Annotated in this window: 12 protein-coding genes; 7 read left to right on the top strand and 5 right to left on the bottom strand. The window is 58.3% G+C overall.

Going from position 1 to position 16,607, the window contains the following annotated elements; all coding sequences use genetic code 11:
- Positions 1 to 11: 11 nt before the first annotated feature.
- A complete protein-coding gene (xerC, locus tag FHW96_RS02420; protein ID WP_172338938.1) occupies positions 12 to 1,142 on the bottom strand; it encodes a tyrosine recombinase XerC in 1,131 nt (376 codons plus the stop codon).
- 669 nt (positions 1,143 to 1,811) lie between these two features.
- Entirely contained in the window at positions 1,812 to 3,242 is a 1,431-nt protein-coding gene (locus tag FHW96_RS02425; protein ID WP_172338939.1) for a DUF6880 family protein, read from the bottom strand.
- 247 nt (positions 3,243 to 3,489) lie between these two features.
- Here FHW96_RS02425 and FHW96_RS02430 point away from each other — a divergent pair, with 247 nt between their 5' ends.
- Positions 3,490 to 4,344, top strand: coding sequence for a RusA family crossover junction endodeoxyribonuclease (locus tag FHW96_RS02430; RefSeq protein WP_172338940.1), 855 nt, complete (start codon positions 3,490 to 3,492; stop codon positions 4,342 to 4,344).
- 14 nt (positions 4,345 to 4,358) lie between these two features.
- Here the strand turns inward: FHW96_RS02430 and FHW96_RS02435 are convergent, their stop codons facing one another.
- Positions 4,359 to 5,279, bottom strand: a complete 921-nt coding sequence (locus FHW96_RS02435) for a hypothetical protein (protein WP_172338941.1) — start codon at positions 5,277 to 5,279, stop codon at positions 4,359 to 4,361.
- Positions 5,280 to 5,631: 352 nt separating this feature from the next.
- On the opposite strand from FHW96_RS02435, the gene FHW96_RS02440 reads away from it, so the two are divergent.
- On the top strand, positions 5,632 to 6,465 hold the full coding sequence (locus FHW96_RS02440) for an IS5 family transposase (RefSeq protein ID WP_172338942.1): 834 nt from the start codon (positions 5,632 to 5,634) through the stop codon (positions 6,463 to 6,465).
- Positions 6,466 to 6,531: 66 nt separating this feature from the next.
- On the opposite strand, the gene FHW96_RS02445 is transcribed toward FHW96_RS02440, so the two are convergent.
- On the bottom strand, positions 6,532 to 7,185 hold the full coding sequence (locus tag FHW96_RS02445; protein ID WP_172338943.1) for a hypothetical protein: 654 nt from the start codon (positions 7,183 to 7,185) through the stop codon (positions 6,532 to 6,534).
- A gap of 362 nt (positions 7,186 to 7,547) precedes the next feature.
- Here FHW96_RS02445 and hxsB point away from each other — a divergent pair, with 362 nt between their 5' ends.
- The 5 genes from hxsB (at position 7,548) to FHW96_RS02470 (ending at position 15,557) form a co-directional block, all read left to right on the top strand.
- On the top strand, positions 7,548 to 8,930 hold the full coding sequence (hxsB, locus tag FHW96_RS02450) for a His-Xaa-Ser system radical SAM maturase HxsB (RefSeq protein WP_253950684.1): 1,383 nt from the start codon (positions 7,548 to 7,550) through the stop codon (positions 8,928 to 8,930).
- A complete protein-coding gene (gene hxsC, locus FHW96_RS02455) occupies positions 8,927 to 10,012 on the top strand; it encodes a His-Xaa-Ser system radical SAM maturase HxsC (RefSeq protein ID WP_172338945.1) in 1,086 nt (361 codons plus the stop codon). Before hxsB ends, hxsC begins: the two co-directional genes overlap by 4 nt.
- The gene (locus FHW96_RS02460) at positions 10,009 to 10,638 is read left to right on the top strand and encodes a peptidoglycan-binding protein (RefSeq protein WP_172338946.1); all 630 of its coding nucleotides are present in this window, start codon (positions 10,009 to 10,011) and stop codon (positions 10,636 to 10,638) included. Before hxsC ends, FHW96_RS02460 begins: the two co-directional genes overlap by 4 nt.
- A gap of 322 nt (positions 10,639 to 10,960) precedes the next feature.
- Positions 10,961 to 12,214 (top strand): DNA repair exonuclease, encoded by a 1,254-nt coding sequence (locus FHW96_RS02465; RefSeq protein ID WP_253950685.1) that lies wholly within the window; start codon positions 10,961 to 10,963, stop codon positions 12,212 to 12,214.
- On the top strand, positions 12,201 to 15,557 hold the full coding sequence (locus tag FHW96_RS02470; RefSeq protein ID WP_253950686.1) for a YhaN family protein: 3,357 nt from the start codon (positions 12,201 to 12,203) through the stop codon (positions 15,555 to 15,557). Before FHW96_RS02465 ends, FHW96_RS02470 begins: the two co-directional genes overlap by 14 nt.
- 35 nt (positions 15,558 to 15,592) lie before the next feature.
- On the opposite strand, the gene FHW96_RS02475 is transcribed toward FHW96_RS02470, so the two are convergent.
- Positions 15,593 to 16,607: IS3 family transposase (locus tag FHW96_RS02475; RefSeq protein WP_172338948.1), on the bottom strand; the 1,015-nt coding region annotated here is incomplete at its 5' end.

Below are 16,607 nucleotides of genomic sequence, written 5' to 3' on the forward strand. Positions count from 1 at the left end.
CTTTCAGAGACTTAGCCACCATTTACCTCCTCCGGTGCTGAACCGGAGGGCGGTGGTTTACCGTCTGGTTTACAATCCCCGGCGTTTTCGAGCCTGACAATGGCCGCCTCCCCCAGCCCGGAATCACGCATCAGATAATGCGCATCGAGGATCGCCTCGACATCCTTGAGACTGTGCCCGGTGATCGTGGCGATCTGGGGAACGCTGCAACCAGCGATCGCCAGACGGGTCACGACCGTACCGCGCAGATCATGGAAGGTCAGGCCTGCAACTCCAGCGGCGATGCAGCCCCTGCGCCAGGATGTCCTGAAGCCATCACTGGTCCACGGACTGCCCCGCAAGGTCACCAGGATCGTTTCAGGGAGCGCGTTGCCCTGTTCGCCATAGCTGAGCTTGTGTGCATCGAGAGCGGCTTTGAGCGGCGCTCCCACGGGAATGGCGACTCGCTTCAACTGGCGCTTGCCCGTTTTGCTCCTGGTCTTGTTCTGGGCCAGCCGGATATGGGTTCCATCATAGGCCTTCCAGGTCAGCTTGATCAGGTCGCCTTGACGCTGCCCGGTCCACAAGGCCAGCGTGAGAGCCAGATGAAGATGTTGGGGCGCTTTGGCAAAGAAAGCCGCCTCCTCGGCCTCACGCCAGATGAACTCGGCGCGGCTGCCCCGATAAAGGCGGCCGGGCCTTTTGCAGGGATTGGCTGGCACCAGCCCGCGGTCCAGCGCCCAGGCGATGATTCGCGCGAGGATCGCGAAGCGATAATCGGCGGTGCGTTCAGACGATTTTCCAACGCGGTCACGCCAGGCCAAAAATTCGCCGCGCGTCCGGCGGTCCGCCAAAGCCGTTATCGGAAAATCGGCGAACTCGGCCTCGATATGCCTGAGGTGTTTCGCATAGTCCTTGCGCGTCCGGTCGGCGAGGGCAGCATAATCGGAGGATTGCTCAAACGCGCGGAACACCGCGTTAAGCGTATCGACCGGTCGATTGCGCCGCGCCTCATGCGCCATGACATAGGCCTGATGAAATTCAGGCGTGCCAAATTTGGCTTCGATACGCGGACCTCCGCGCCATGCGTAATAATAGGTTGCGAAGAGCCCGCTCGCCAACCGCTTGCGGACCCGATGGACACCTTTAAGATTGACGCGCATCGCGCCGCGCCTTCCATTGATCGAAGGGGCTCGACGAAACCGCAGATGGCTCCGTTTCCATATGCACGAGGATGATCCGCCCGTCTGGGTGGATTTCGGTGCGCACGATCGTCAGGCCGCTCTCACAGGCCATACGGATGGCCTGTGAGAGGCTTGGACGTCGCGGCGAGGATTTATGCTGTCCAGCCACGGGAAGCTCTCCAGCGGCCTGCAGGGTCAATCCAGCTCGTGGTCCCCTGCCCCCTCCTCACACCCTTCCCTCCAACTGATGGACGGTTGGAACCAGATGATCGCGCAATCGCGGGTGGTGGACAGACGGGCTTCTGAAGATGGATCGAGGGGAGAACAGGCGAGCAGTGTAGCAAGCCAAGGGGGCCCAACACCGAAGACCTGACAGGACCAGCGGTGGGCACAACGGTCTGGAAGATGGTGATTCGCATTGTGGCGCCTTCTCGGGAGGCACCCACGCAGCGTCATGAAGCAAGAGCTATCGTATCATAAACGTGAGCAACTTGAAGCGCGTCTTTTGCGCAATTTTCCAGCCATCTATTCGGCGACCTTGCACCCGCTCAGCACAGGACAGAAACGGAGAGGATGGCCCCCCACAGTCACTCGTTGATCCGGGCGAGTTCGTCTTGCACAAGCGTTCCTTCATCCGTTGGCATGGTTTCATGCATCCCAAAATCCGCTTTTGCGACCGTGGCCCGCCTTCAGTTTGGCAACATAGGCATCATGGTCGCAGTGTTCCCCAAACGCATCGATCCGCCTGGCCAGATAGAGGCAGGTCTGAAGGTGGCGGGCGGCATGGACGTAACGTTTGGATTTGGCGCGATCGAGTGAGAAATCGATCATGGAGCGCAAGATCAGCGTCGCAGCCAGAGGATGGCTTTGCTCCAGCGCTTCAGCAGACGGTGTCAGCAACCAATATTGATCACCATCAAGTTCCCCGTGACGCGCAAGAACCAGATCAGCAGCGAGTCCATGGGCAGGCCAGTCCATCAGGAAATTGAGCGCCCGGTGAAAATCGGCATGATCGCGAACGTAGGTCAGGGCGCCTGTTTCCGCTTCCTCATCATCGAAATCGGGCAGGCGCTTGAGATGGGCGCGTAAATATTCGGCATTGAGGTCGCGCTCGAAGATGGTCCGTCGGGCATTTTGCGCCTCTTCTGCCTGTCCCATGGCATCCAGCGTATCAATCCATACCCTGTGCCAGTCAGGCCAATGCCGCCCGTTATGGTAATTCGCTTCCGCCAGTTTGAGGGCGGCCATGGCATCCTCCGGCCGATGCGCGCCGAGCAGGCGTTCGGCAATATTGGCCGCAATGGCTGGATTGGTGCGCTCCTCGTCAGAATAGCGCGCAGCATAACCATCCGCATCGCCAAGCGCGTCAGCAATATCAGTCAGGGCAGACTGGATGCGGCGAGCTTTGTAGCGCGCCTCGAAATCCTCCTGGTAGACCGGACCGCGCGTGCTGATGCCAATGACCTTGCGATCGTCGACCTTGGACTTGGCAGGCGTGGCGGCCAGTTCCTCGAACCGCGCCTTGAGCATCGCCAGCCCTTCGTCTCCCAGCGCCGGGGCCATCAGGCCGATGACCCCATCAAACTGCCCATAGTCATTGGCAAATACCGCAGCCTCTACCCGGTCCGCCAGCATGCGGATATTGGGCCTGGCCTGTGCGGCCATGATCCCCAGATCATTCAACGCTTCGGTGAAGATGCTCCCGACAGTGCCGTTGCTGTCGTCACAGCGCTCGTAAATAGAAGGCGCCAATTCCAGCAAGCGCCAAAGCAGATCAAAGGCATCGCCCGGTGAAGCCGTCGCGACATGTTTGAGAATGGCGCTGCGCTGCATGTCGAGATCGGCCGCGAGTGAGCGCACTTTGTGCCAATCCACAAAGGATCGCGACTTGGCAATGGCGGCAAGGCGCTTGCGGATTTCTGCAGCCACATCCCCACCACCACTGCGACTTGCCAGTTCGAGGCGCAGAAGGCGCTTGGCCGCAGCATCGCCTGCCACCATTTCCATAAGCAGTTCGGCTAGGCGATCCGCGCCCAGAGCAGCTAGGTTTTTGGCATTGAGGGTTTTGTCGGAGGCCATAGGCTGTACTTGCGCCGCAATCAGGCAGGGTCAAGTGTGTACTCTTTTTCTAGGCCGGTCGGCGCGCCATCGCTCCTCCCGCCGCGTCGCCATACCCGTCGTTCCGAGTCCAGCCTGACCGATCATTTCCAAACATAGCTTGGGACATGCTCGAAAATGACCTGGTCTGGGACTTTGCGGTCGTTCAAAACACCCTTGATGAACGGCAGCATGCGCCCCTATTGCTGACGTCCGACTGGTGCACACCATGACGGAGAATGTTTTGACCGACGAGATGGCGTTTGACGAGCAACTGCGACTGGAGCGGAAAGGTGCCAATGCGGGTCTCAATCCGATGTTTGGTGAGTGGCAGCATCGCTTCGAGTTTCCGCCCGTTCCTTATGGAAACGGCGCGGCGCAGCGCGGAGAGTTCCGCGCCGCGATTCAGGGGGAGCTCAAAAACCATTGGCTTTTTTCCAATGAAATCCATCTCGAGATCACCCTGCATGTCGACGTGCAGACAGTGCTCGAAACCGATGAGGCCGCTGACCTCGACAATTATGCGAAGGCAATACTGGACGGTCTCAAGGGGCCGAGCGGAATCATGATCGACGATACGCAGGTGCAGGCGCTCACGATCAGTTGGATCGACGGATATGGGCCGCCAGCCTTTACGATTACCGCCAAAGGGTCACCGGACGAGTTCGTCCTTAAGCCGCAGGAATTCTACGAGATGCCGGACGGTCTTTGGTATCCGCACGGTCGCTACCTATGGAGCCAAGGCGGCAGCGAGCCATGTGATGATTTCAATCACTTCGTGGGGCTCTCGATCATGGAACTGATGAGCTCCACCAAGCGGCGAGCGCGCGCCGAGATGCGCAAAGTCGGCGCCGATCGGCTACGCGCCTATCAGCAGGCGATGTACCTCTCGAATAGCGCACGCGGCTTTCATCGCAGCCGGATCGAGGGCGGGTTCCCGATGCATAATCGACGGGACTGGCAGGAAGAGCGCACGAGGTGGGCCGCGACCGATCCGGAACGCTGGTCGATGCTGGAGGACACGCTGCGCGGGATGCGGGAGAGCCACGACCAGGTGATCTCGGCCATGGCGAAGCTCGGCTAGGTCCCCCTTCTAGCTTATGCGTCTGCCGTGCCTGAATTACTATGAACCGCAAGGCGACTGTCTGAGATGGTCTTGTCGTAACGATCAACGAAATCGACACGCTTCTCTGTGTCGCTATTGTAGGTTTCCAGCCATTTCACCAGCGCGGCACCGTAGGCTTTGATGAGGCCATAGAAGCTGAAATAGTGGATGCCATCACGCTCATGGAAATCCTTGGTGCCGACGGAGAAGGATACCTGACGCACCTTTTTTTTGCTGACCTCGCGTGAATTCAGGTTGGTCATGTGAAGTAGGCCGTTGCGCATTTCCCATAGTTCCTTGGGCGTGATGCCAAGGTGCGAAATGTCCGCATAGGTGGTCAGCCATTTCTCAAAGATGTCCTTCTTGTCGCCATATTCAATGTAGGCGATGCTATCGATGGCGCTGAGCAGCAGCTTCATCGACGAGACATACAGCTTCGCGTTGAACGTGAGTTTGATGGCGAGGAAATAGTCATCGTTGATAAGCTGACTGATGTCGATGGTTGTGCCATTGGCATATTTGATCAGCCAGTCTGTCATGCTGACGCCATCGGTCATGTCCTCGCGCAGATAGATATCTGGATCGCCAATGGCGCTTGAGAAACGGACTTGAGGAATATTATTGACGACCTGCGTTGCAACGTGAAGCGGTTGTTCCCCAGCCCCAAGGGCGATGAACAAAGGTTCGTAGAGCCAATGGCCTTGGCCAAGGCGCATCCGTGCGTTGTATTCGTCTAGCGTGAATGATGTGCCCAATTTCAACTTCTTGGACGCATGGAGGTCTGCTTGGACACGGCTTTGAAGAAATTTGACGGCAGCGTCATCGTCCATTTCAACTTCATGAGTGGCGTAGCGGATCTCGCTACACACGTCGTCCTCCCACATCAGAAAGATGTTATAGATCACTTCCTTCATGTCCCACCGTTCTGAGAAACGCATAAGCTGGCCACGATAAGCGTGATTACCAGATAATGGCTAGCGCAGATTCATCACATTTCCGGCCATTTGCTTGTGGCGCTTAGCCGACAAAACAGAACTTCAGCTTCCAGGATACTAAAAAGTGAGGCTGGAAGTCCGAAGGGGGCGCACTGCGGACCAGCCGGTATGCTAAACCCGAATGGCGGGTTGCAGGGTAAGCCGACGTACGCGCGATCACGCCGGAACGACCGGGTCTGGTCGGAACCGGCTCTAAGAGCCCGCCCCGAAAGTTGTTGAGCAATACCAGCAAGTTGTGATTCAGGCGGTCCTGCGAGAGATGGAGTGAACCATGGCATGGGCTGGTATTGCTCGGCAGGAGCATAGCCGAAAAGGATTGCGTTATTCCAGTGATATGACCGACCGGGAGTGGGCGTTGGCAGCGCCGTTCATCCCTGCGGCGAAGCGGGGAGGTCGGCGCCGGACAACGGACATGCGCGAAGTTTTAAACGCCTTGCTCTACATCGCGGCGAGCGGTTGTGCCTGGCGGCTTCTGCCCAAATGTTTCCCGCCGGTCTCGACGGTCCAGCGTTATTTCTATACCTGGCGCAACGCGGGCCTGCTTGAAGCAATGAACACGGTGCTGGTCATGAACCTTCGTGAAATTGAGGGGCGCGAGGCAAGCCCAAGTGCTGGAGTGATCGACAGCCAGTCGGTCAAAACCACGAAAAGTGGCGGCCCTTGCGGCTATGACGCGGGCAAAAAGATCAAGGGGCGCAAGCGCCACATCCTGACCGACACCTGCGGCTTTCTCATCTTCATCCTCGTGCACACCGCCGATGTTCAGGACCGCGATGGCGCCGTCGATGTCCTCAAGGCCGTGCGGCGGCGCTTCCCCTGGATGCGCCATGTCTTTGCCGATGGCGGCTATGCGGGCGACAAACTCCGCGATGCCATCGCCGGTTCGGGTCAGTGGACGATCGAGAGCATCAAACGGTCAGATAAGGCCAAGGGCTTTCAGGTTCTGCACCGCCGGTGGGTGGTCGAGCGAACCTTTGCATGGCTCGGCCGATGCCGCCGCCTGGCCAAGGATTGGGAAACCACCATTGCCTCGTCCACCGCATGGGCCACAATCTCCTCCATCCGCATGCTCACGCGCAGAACCGCAAGATATTGCTATGCTTGAGGATCTTTCGAGTCAGGCACTTAGGAAAATTCAGCACAGTCAATAAAAATCATTTGAATTTTCTAGCTAAATGCCATTGCCGATCGTTTCAGCACTTGCGACCTCGGATGCGCTGGGCTGATTACCCTTAAATCCGGCAGGGTGACTGGCCTTCACCGCCACCTGAACATCATTCAGCCGGATATCGGCTTTGTCGGCCTCCTCCCCCGCCGCGATGGCAGCCTTGAGATACCGCCCAGCCGCAACCTCACTCTGAAACCAGAGCGCCTCCTTATCGGTGTTCAATGCCGAATCGTCTCCAAGCGATTGAGACGCCCCCATATCAAAGGCGCCACACTGGTCGAGCTTGGCCCACGTAAAATGCCGCCCCAAGGCATCATAGCAATTCTGGCTGTAGATCATTTCTCCAGCCAACTCTTCTGCCTTGGCGGCAAGTTTGAGGTGAGCAATGGCAATGCGGACATTGCTGCGCCCTAGCGGCTCGATAGTTTGCGCGCTCTGGGCTTGAATGGCGCTGGTAATGGCCTGTTGCGCTATTTCGTTCTGAGCTGCGGGAGAATTGCCGCTCTTTCCCGAACACTGGCTGATTGCAAAGACCACAAACGAAATAACGGCGATCCAGACTATCGCAGTCACACCATCCTTCTGCTTCGGCGGCACGGGAGCTCCATTGGGTGAACCACCGGGATGCAACGATCGCTGTCTATTCGGTTCGACCATTCGGCTCCCTCACACTTCGAGCATCGGCACATTAGCGAAGGTATCACCGCTGACAACCACGCGATACAATCAGCCGTTTCATTTGCTTCAGATCAATTCGTCGCCTAACAATACTTACCAGATTTGACCCCAGTTTCACGCCGCTGCCGACATCGACCACCTAACGATATTTTTCTTGTTTTTCTGTGCACTCCATCACGCGACGGAATTGATTGAGAGACCTGTGTATTTGTGATGAAACAGCTGATCACAAACATGAAAATTGTCCATCCCAAAGCTGGGTCTGGTGAAGGCAGCCAGCCTTGGGCAACAGTCATTGCGATGCTTGCGCAATGACTGTTGCTGCGATCCGCCAGCATCCCATGAAAGACGGGCAAGCCCTTTGCGTGAACAATGCAGGCGGCTTCTTTCTCGCTTCGCCAGAATGCCTTGAACGCCTCAATGCCGATCACCTGAAGGAAAGTGATCGGTCTTTTCTGCAAACGCGTGGCCATATTCCTGATTCACGGGACCGGCTCGGCCAGGCCGCCTTTGCTTTCGCCAAAGCCCAACGCTTGCTGCGACCTAGCCAGCTTGATTATCTGATCCTTGTGCCGACCCTACGCTGCAATCTGTCCTGCAGCTACTGTCAGGTTTCCAGAGTCAGTGAAAACCAGTCCGGCTTTGACTGGAGCGAAGAGACCCTCTCGGCCGTGCTCGAACTCCTCGACACATTGGAAACCCGGCATATCAAGATCGAGTTTCAGGGCGGTGAACCGACCTTGCGCCCGGATCTGATAGGCAGGGTGATCGAAAAATGTGCCCGCTTCGAACGGCGGGAATTCGTCATCTGTTCCAATCTGCAGAACGTGACCGACGAGCTGCTGGCCCTCTTCGACCATCCGGAGGTCTTTATCAGCACCTCGCTTGACGGCGATCCGGCCACTCATGAGCATAACCGCACCGAGCGGTCAGACGCGACCAATCAGTTTCTGGCCAATCTCAGCATGATCGTCAGACGCTATGGACCCACGAAGATATCGGCCCTGCCGACCATCAACCCGACCTCTCCGCCGGACATCGACGATCTGATCGACAGTTACACACGTTTCGGGCTGGAGAGTATCTTCCTGCGCCCCATCAACTATCAGGGTTTTGCCAGAAAACGCCACAAAGATGCCCGCGAGCAAGGCCGCGAATGGCGAGAATTCTATGAACGGTTTGTACGACGGGTCATCCAAAGGAACTGGGAGGACCGCAGCCGGGTTCTGGAAGAAACCTATTTCAGCATCACACTGCGGCGAATTTTCTATCCTGGTCGCGAACGGCATGTCGATTTGCGAAGCCCTAACCCGATGGGCATTGATTACATCGTCGTCGATCACGACGGGACTATCTACCCGACCGATGAGGCCCGCATGTTATCGCGGTCCGGGGTGATCGATCTGTCGATAGGTACAATTGAAAGCGGGTGGGACAGTGAGGCCCGCGACCTACTCAACCGCTACGCCAGCAACGAGCACGATCCGGCATGCCGTCAGTGCGCCTTTCAGCCTTACTGCGGCCGTGATCTGGTCGATGATATCGCCCGCTACGGAAGGATCGACCTCCCCCGATATGAAACCGAGTTTTGCCGCCGTCATATGCATCTCTTCGGCTTTGTCTTCGAGATGATCTATGATCAGGACCCGGCTGTGCGCTATTCCTTGGCACGGTGGCTGCGGCTCCCGGCGACACCGACTTCATTCGGCGAGGTGCTGGCATGATACCTCTGACGTTCCCGGCCATATCTGAGGCGCAAGCCCCCTATATCACCCGCCTGAGGTCGCGAGATATTACAGAGCTTGGGGACTTTGATTCACGCCTTGTCGATCAGGACGATAGCGGCGTGGCCTATGTCGGAGCAGAAGGCCTGCTGGCCATTGATGGGGCGACGGCCGACATGCTCGAGGGTGATGTCCTTCTGGTGCAGCCAGGAGGCAAGCGCGTCGAACGGATTTTACGCGCAGGCTCACTTCACAATACCCTTCTCGTCACCGAACGATGCGATCAACTCTGCGTGATGTGTTCCCAGCCGCCCAAGAAGAGCCATGTTGATCGGTTTGCTTTGCTGGAACAGGCATGCCTGCTCGCCGAGCCTAATCTGCTGATCGGGATTTCCGGCGGTGAGCCCACGCTTTTCAAGGATCAACTCCTGTCCATGGTGGAAAGGGTACTGGTAGCCCGGCCAGATCTGAGCTTTCATATTCTGACCAATGGACAGCATTTCGCCGAGGATGACATCGAACGCCTGAGTGCGCCGATCTATCGCAAGGTCAGCTGGGGCATTCCGCTTTATGCTTCGTCCCCTGAGCTCCACGACGAGATCGTCGGAAAACAAGGCGCCTTCGACGCTTTGCAGGATGGTTTTGCCAATCTGCTCATAGCAGGCGGGCGCGTTGAATTACGAACCGCGCTGCTATCGTCCAATCTCGATGCTCTTCCTGATCTGGCAAGCTTTGTGACATCGCGCCTACGCTTCGTCGAGGCATGGTCGATCATGCAACTTGAACATATCGGCTTTGCCAAAGGGCGATGGAACAAACTGTTCGTCGATCATCGCCAGCAATTTGGTCCCTTGGCTCAGGCAATTGATTGGGCTCTGCTGCATGGTGTGCGGGCACAGCTTTTCAACTTTCCGCGCTGTACGGTGCCGCAGGCATATCGGAGCCTTGCACTGGCCTCGATTTCTGACTGGAAACGAAAATACCCGTCCGGGTGCGCGCCCTGTCGTGAACGATCGCAGTGCAGCGGATTTTTCGAATGGCATCCGGACGAACATGCCGGAATGATCGTGGAGCCTCTATGAAACGCCGGAACTTTCTTATTCCCAGCCTGATCGCAGCAGGCTTCGGATCTCATGATCCGGCCGCAGCGGGAGATGCGCCAGGAGCAGCAACGGGCTTTGATGATCCTAATGCGGGCAATGTTCTGAAAAACTATTCTCAGGACCATCTCTTCACGCTGGCCAGCCATCGCAGTCACAGTAGCCACAGTAGCCATGCCAGTCATAGTTCCGGAGCGGGCGGTGGCGGGCATTACAGCCATACGAGCCACCGTTCCAGCACAGGCGGCTATGATGGAGGCGGCTTCAATTACAACCCCGCCCCGGCAGCTCCTGCGGCACCGACGCCTTCACCCACACGTACAAATAGCCCAACAGTTGAACCGCTGTTCACGCCTTCGGACCGGGCAAGCGCGCCACCACCCGATGGCCTGCCACCGCTGTCCGGGCGCACGAAGCGATTTGCGTCAATCGTGCGCCGGGTGCAAATCGCATTGCTGGCTCAGGATTTCTATAAGGGGCCTATCAATGGCACCGTCACTCCAGCACTACGCTCTGCTCTTAGAAAATTTCAAAATAGCAGGGGTCTGGAGGCAACAGGAACAATCACTCCGCCGACACTGGATGCTTTGATGGTTTCTAGTCAGTAGGGACAATGGTCACCCTCGCCGCCATTCCTGACATTCAGCGCCCATGATCGGAGCCTCCAAACCGGTCGTAGGTTCATTCTGGCATTGAGATGGTGGAATGCTGGGGCGTGGGACGTCCCACTCGTTCCCAAGCAACAGGCCGAATGACGGATCTTGCCAGCCCCCCCAGCCATCGGTACCTACCGACTCATCCCAGGGCCGCCCGCCAACCATATGTTGACGAGATTGTGGAGTTCAGACCACTTTCCTCAAATGTTTTGGACTGATTTTTGCGAGACTTTTTAGGGCGGTTCGTGCCATGTTGGTGACGGGAGGCCTTCGATTGACCGAATTCACCTTTGTTCATGCTGCGGATCTTCACCTCGATAGTCCCTTACTTGGATTGGCGGGTAAATCTGCGGAATATGCCGTGCGCGTCGAGGCGGCGTCGCGCGAAGCCTTCGATAACCTGGTTTCCCTTGCGATCGAGGAGGGCTGCCGGTTCATGCTATTGGCCGGTGACATTTTCGATGGCGATCTGCGTAACTTCCAGACGGGTCTTTATTTTATGGAAGGGATGCGCCGGCTGGGCGAAGCCGGCATCGCAGTGTTCATGGTCCTTGGAAACCATGACTCCGCCAATCGTTTTGCCGACAAACTGTCCTTATCGGGCAATGTCCATGTCTATCCCAAAAATAAAGCAACCACGTATCGTCTCGATGATGTCGGGGTCGCGATCCATGGGCGGAGCTTCCCCCGCCCGGACGTCTCCGAAGATCTGGCGCGCGAATATCCGGTATCAACCGAGGCCATGTTCAATATTGGCGTTCTCCATACGGCCTGTGCGGGCAGCGAAGGTCATCACGCTCGCTATGCGCCCTGCACGCCCGAGCAACTCACCAATCATGGCTATGACTATTGGGCGCTAGGCCACGTTCACGCCTATGCCGTACTTGGGGAGCACCCGTACATCGTCTATCCCGGCAATCTTCAAGGCCGACACCCACGTGAGACAGGCCCCAAGGGAGCCGTCCTGGTCAAGGTCAAAGACGGCAGGGTCACCAGCCTCGAGCATCGCGCGCTGGATGTGGTGCGCTGGGCATCGATCACAGTTGATGTGTCGGGAACGAGCGAACACCCTGAATTACTGGATCTCCTTCGCGGTCATATCGCTCAATGCGCTGAGCAGGCCGACGGACGGCCTATTGCCCTGCGCCTGACGGTGACGGGAACGACATCGCTTCATTCCAGATTGATCCTCGAGCGCGCTGTCTTCCGCGAGGACGTGGAGACATTGCTGGCTACGCTCTCGGATGATGTGTGGCTCGAAAAGCTGAGTTTGGAAACGGCCCATCCTGAGGCCCCGGACGCCGTCGATCCAACGGTGGCTGGAAAGCTTGATCAAGAAGTGACCCGCCTCAGCCAAGACAGCGCGATTGCACAAGTTCTCGAAGCGCGGCTTGCCGAGATTCGGGCGAAACTGCCTGCTGGAGCCCATGCCGATGCATTCATTGAGCAGATGCGCGCCGAGATACCCGAACGCGCCGCATCCCTTGCGCGCAGTCTAGTCAGCGAGGCTGGTCATGCGCCTGACTAAACTCAGTCTTGAGAAATATGGCGGCTGCGCGAGTCGCGAGCTCATCATTCCGAAATCGGCGGGCCTCACGGTTGTGTATGGTGCCAATGAGGCGGGCAAGAGCACCTGTCTCGAGGCGATCAGCGACTTTCTGTTCTCGATCCCCAAGAATACCCAGCGTGGGAGCTTGTTCGGATATGATGGCATGCGCATCGGGGCTTCGATGCTCATGGCCGATGACCGCACGTTGACCCTCAAGCGCCGCAAGGGCAACGGCAAGACACTGGCTGACCTTTCTGGAACAGCATTCGATGACACCGTCCTTGCGCCGGTGCTGGGCGCCATCACACGAGAGCGGTTCGAAACGCTCTTCGGTCTGAACCACGAAACCTTGCGGAACGGCGGGGAGCGATTGCTTCACGCCGATGGCGACATCGGGCGTCTGATCGTCGAAGCAGGCGGCGGCTTGCGCACGCTGGTATCTCGCCTCGAAGGTATCGACAGCGAAGCGGACAAGCTATTCGATACGAGGCGGTCGGTGAACCGTGTCTTCTACCAACAGCTGACGGCATTCGAGGCAGCCGATAAGACGGCCCGCAGCGCGCAACTTACCCGGGAAACCTTTGAGCAGACGCGCAAGGCATCGCTCGCAGCGGCGGAAAAGCTCCAGGCCCTGCGCATCGAGAGGCGCAGCCTCGGCGCGTCGACGTCCCGGCTGGAGCGCGTCCTGCGCGTCGCACCCCACTTGCGTCAGTTGGCCGGTCTGACGCAGGATCTGGTCTGCTACGACGATGTCGCGTCCTTCCCGGATGATTTCGCGGCCAAGATGCGGACTGTCCTGGACCAGCGCAACAAGGCTGAAGCGCGGCTCGAAGGCGCAATCGAGCGGCGGGACCGCCTGAAGGCACGGCTTGATGCGCTGGTGGTGAACCCGGGTCTCAAAGCCGCCGAACAGCGGGTGCGTGATCTGGCTGAACGCGCCATTCACGTCAGCAAGGCCCGGTCCGATCGTGCCAATCGTCAGCGCGAGATTGATGACGGCGAGGCTCAACTAGCGGCGCTGCGCCGGATGCTTGGCCTGCCGGCCGATGCGGACCTTGCACCACTGATCCCGGACCAGTCTGCCCTCAATCTTGTGCGCTCGGCTGCCGACGAGATGGTGGAGCGCCGTCCAGGTCTAGCCTCTGCCAGAAAGCGCCTTGGCGAACTGGTGGCTTCGCTTGCGGTGATTGACGATCGTTTGGAAACGGCACGCCAGGCAGGGCATAATGATCCGCCAGAGGCATCGTCATCGGCCTTTGCTAGCCTTGCGGCCCAGAAGTCAGCACACCAAGCACGTCAGCAGGCGCTGGATACTGACAACGCAACATTGACCGGACGGCTCAAGGCTCTGGGCTTCGATACCATCGATGTTCTTGCGACCCTGCCATGCCCCAGCGTTGACGATATTCGCAGCGAGCAGGCCGCGCGCGAGACGTTAACGTCACAGATCGAGGATCAGGCCAAGCTTAAGCGGCAGGCCGAACGCGAGATTTCAACCGGAGAGGCTGAGATTGGCTCGCTTCAGGCGTCCGGGACCATTGCAAGTGACGCGTCACTTGCCGAAGCGCGCACTCTGCGCGCCGATGCTTGGCGGCCGATAAAATCGGCATATGTCGCGGGACATCTGCCCGATGACGCCACCGCTCGCCTTGCCGTTGCCGACGACCTGGAATCGGCAATCGTGTCTGCGGACCAACTTGCCGATCGCCGCGCCGCAGAGGCAGAACGGGCTGCATCACTTGCACTCGCATTGCGGCGCGTGGCAGACGCAAGGACTGACAACACGGTGGCAGAGGCCGAGATGGCCGCACTTGTCGCGCAGTTAGAAGTGCGCACCGGGCAATGGGGAAACAGTTTCCCTCAAGTACAAGCCAAACATCCGGAACTGGCCTCACTGCTTCAATTTGCCCAGGCTCGGCAGCTGGTGCTGGACGAATCGGAACGGCTACGCACTTCGTCGAATGCACTCGCAATTGATGTGGCCCAACTTGCGCCGACCGTCGAGCTGCTCGAACGGATCGAACAGAACCGCAAGCTCGATTCTACACTGTCGTTCTCAGTTCGAGTCAGCGCGGTGCAAAACGCCATCTCCCTGCACGAACAGGCCCATGCCGGATATGTCAGGGACATGCGAGACCGGGAGGACTTCGAACGGCAACACAAGCTGGTTGAGGCGGAAGTGCAACAATTGTCGGACGCACAGGCTGCCTGGGACGCGGCATGGCCTGCTGTGACAGGTGCGCTGGGGCTCAAACCCGACATTTCGCCGACAGATGCCAACAGTGCGGTGACTGAATGGGTCGGCGCACGCGGTGTCCTTTCGGCAATAGGGCAGACCCGCCAGCGGCTAAAGCGCATGGACGAAGACGAGACGAACCTTACAAAGGACATCAGTAGCCTCGCGACCGAACTCGCCATCGAGATCGGCGAAGACTGTGTGGTTGCAGCGCAGATGCTGCTGGCCCGGTTTACCGACAACGCCACCGCGCAAACCCAATATGATGGGATACTACCAGACTTTGAGGAGGCGAAGGTCGAGGCCGACCAGGCACAAGAGGCTCTCGGCACCGCTCGGGAGGTGCTGGCTAGGCTCACGGCTTCGGTAAAACTCGATAGCGGCGATGATGGGGCCCTTCTGGACGCAGCATCACGGTGTGAAGCACGCATGGCTTTGTGCGATGAGATCGCCCTGGTGGAACGCACCGCGACGGACGTGGGCGACAAGCTTGATCTCACTGATTTGCGGGCTGAATGGGATGAACGCGACCTCGATGAGGTTCGCGCAGAACTGACCGAACAGACATCGCGTGCTACCGAGATCGAGAGCGAAATCGAGGCAGCCATTCTCGCCGAGAAGGCCGCGAAGGACGACCTTGCTGCCTATCTGAGCCAGAACGAGGTCAATCACGCCGTTGCTGAACGCGAGGCGGCCGCAGCGCAGATGCATCTCGCCCTCGAACGCTATCTCGAGCTGTCGGTTGCGCGCGAATTGGTGACGACTGCCATGGCAACGATCCGCGCAGAACAGCAAGATCCGCTCATTGCGCGGGCAGGCGAACTGTTCACGGCGACGACACTCGGTGAATTTGCCGGCATCGAGACTGATATCGATGACAAAGGCCATCCGGTCGTGGTCGGACGGCGAGCCAGTGGCGGTATTGCTGCAGTCTCTACCATGAGCGACGGCACACGCGATCAGCTTTTCCTCGCGTTCCGGCTGGCGAGTCTTGAGAATTATGCCAGTGCGACGGAGCCGCTGCCCTTCATCGCGGACGACATTCTGTGTCCGTCATCAGAACATTTGGCACAAATTGCGTCGTAGATTAGCGGGGTGCGGGCCTCGTCTGGGGGTTGGTTTTAGGCGGCTAGCTTGCGGTGTTGCAAGCGCCGATGTTCGATGGTCTTTCGTTTGATGCGTTCGCGCTGCCTGATGATGGCCGCAGCCCTGCCGAAGTAGGCGTCAGCGGGCGTCACGTTTTTCAGGCTCTCGTGGTAACGCTGGTGATTGTAGTGCTCGACGAAGGCCTCGATCTGAGCCTCCAAGTCGCCGGGTAGGAAGTAGTTCTCCAGCAGGATGCGGTTCTTCAAGGTCTGGTGCCAGCGCTCGATTTTGCCCTGGGTTTGCGGGTGCATCGGGGCGCCGCGTACATGGCTCATTTTGTTGGCCTCTATATATACCGCCAGTTCGCCCGCGATATAGCTAGGGCCATTGTCGCTGAGTAGTCGCGGTTTGTGCAACACCGTGGCGCTGTCGCAGCCTGAGGCGGCCAGTGCCAGATCCAGCGTATCGGTCACATCCTCAGCCCGCATGTTGGTGCATAGCTTCCAGGCGATGATGTAGCGCGAGTAATCGTCGAGCACGGTGGAGAGGTACATCCAGCCCCAGCCGATGATCTTGAAGTAGGTAAAATCGGTCTGCCACATCTCGTTCGGTCGGGTGGTCTTGGTGTGGAACGCATCGGCGGCCTTGATCACGACGTAGGCCGGGCTGGTGATCAGGTCGTGGGCCTTGAGCAGGCGGTAAACCGTGGCTTCCGACACAAAGTACTGGCGTTCATCGGTAAATCGCACAGCCAGTTCGCGCGGGGACAGCTCGGACTGTTCAAGCGCCATTTCGACGATCTGATCCTGCATCTCGGGCGGGATGCGGTTCCACACCCGGCTTGGTGCAGAAGGTCGGTCCTCCAACGCCTCCGGCCCGCCTTCAAGGTAGCGGTCATACCAACGGTAGAACGTCCGGCGGGCAATGCCGAGCCTGTCCAACGTCTGCTTGGCGGGCAGGTGCGACTGTTCGACGATACGGATGATCTCCAGCTTTTCTGCGGCAGGATACCTCATTCTTCGTCGCCCCCATCCGCGATCATGCTTTTTT

It is taken from the genome of Novosphingobium sp. SG751A (genome assembly GCF_013149295.1).
In the GTDB taxonomy this organism is placed as follows: Bacteria; Pseudomonadota; Alphaproteobacteria; order Sphingomonadales; family Sphingomonadaceae; genus Novosphingobium.

Coding starts and splice junctions, on each gene's coding strand:
- xerC (WP_172338938.1), bottom strand. CDS start 1,142: ATGCGCGTCAATCTTAAAGGTGTCCATCGGGTCCGCAAGCGGTTGGCG.
- FHW96_RS02425 (WP_172338939.1), bottom strand. CDS start 3,242: ATGGCCTCCGACAAAACCCTCAATGCCAAAAACCTAGCTGCTCTGGGC.
- FHW96_RS02430 (WP_172338940.1), top strand. CDS start 3,490: ATGACGGAGAATGTTTTGACCGACGAGATGGCGTTTGACGAGCAACTG.
- FHW96_RS02435 (WP_172338941.1), bottom strand. CDS start 5,279: ATGAAGGAAGTGATCTATAACATCTTTCTGATGTGGGAGGACGACGTG.
- FHW96_RS02440 (WP_172338942.1), top strand. CDS start 5,632: ATGGCATGGGCTGGTATTGCTCGGCAGGAGCATAGCCGAAAAGGATTG.
- FHW96_RS02445 (WP_172338943.1), bottom strand. CDS start 7,185: ATGGTCGAACCGAATAGACAGCGATCGTTGCATCCCGGTGGTTCACCC.
- hxsB (WP_253950684.1), top strand. CDS start 7,548: ATGAAAGACGGGCAAGCCCTTTGCGTGAACAATGCAGGCGGCTTCTTT.
- hxsC (WP_172338945.1), top strand. CDS start 8,927: ATGATACCTCTGACGTTCCCGGCCATATCTGAGGCGCAAGCCCCCTAT.
- FHW96_RS02460 (WP_172338946.1), top strand. CDS start 10,009: ATGAAACGCCGGAACTTTCTTATTCCCAGCCTGATCGCAGCAGGCTTC.
- FHW96_RS02470 (WP_253950686.1), top strand. CDS start 12,201: ATGCGCCTGACTAAACTCAGTCTTGAGAAATATGGCGGCTGCGCGAGT.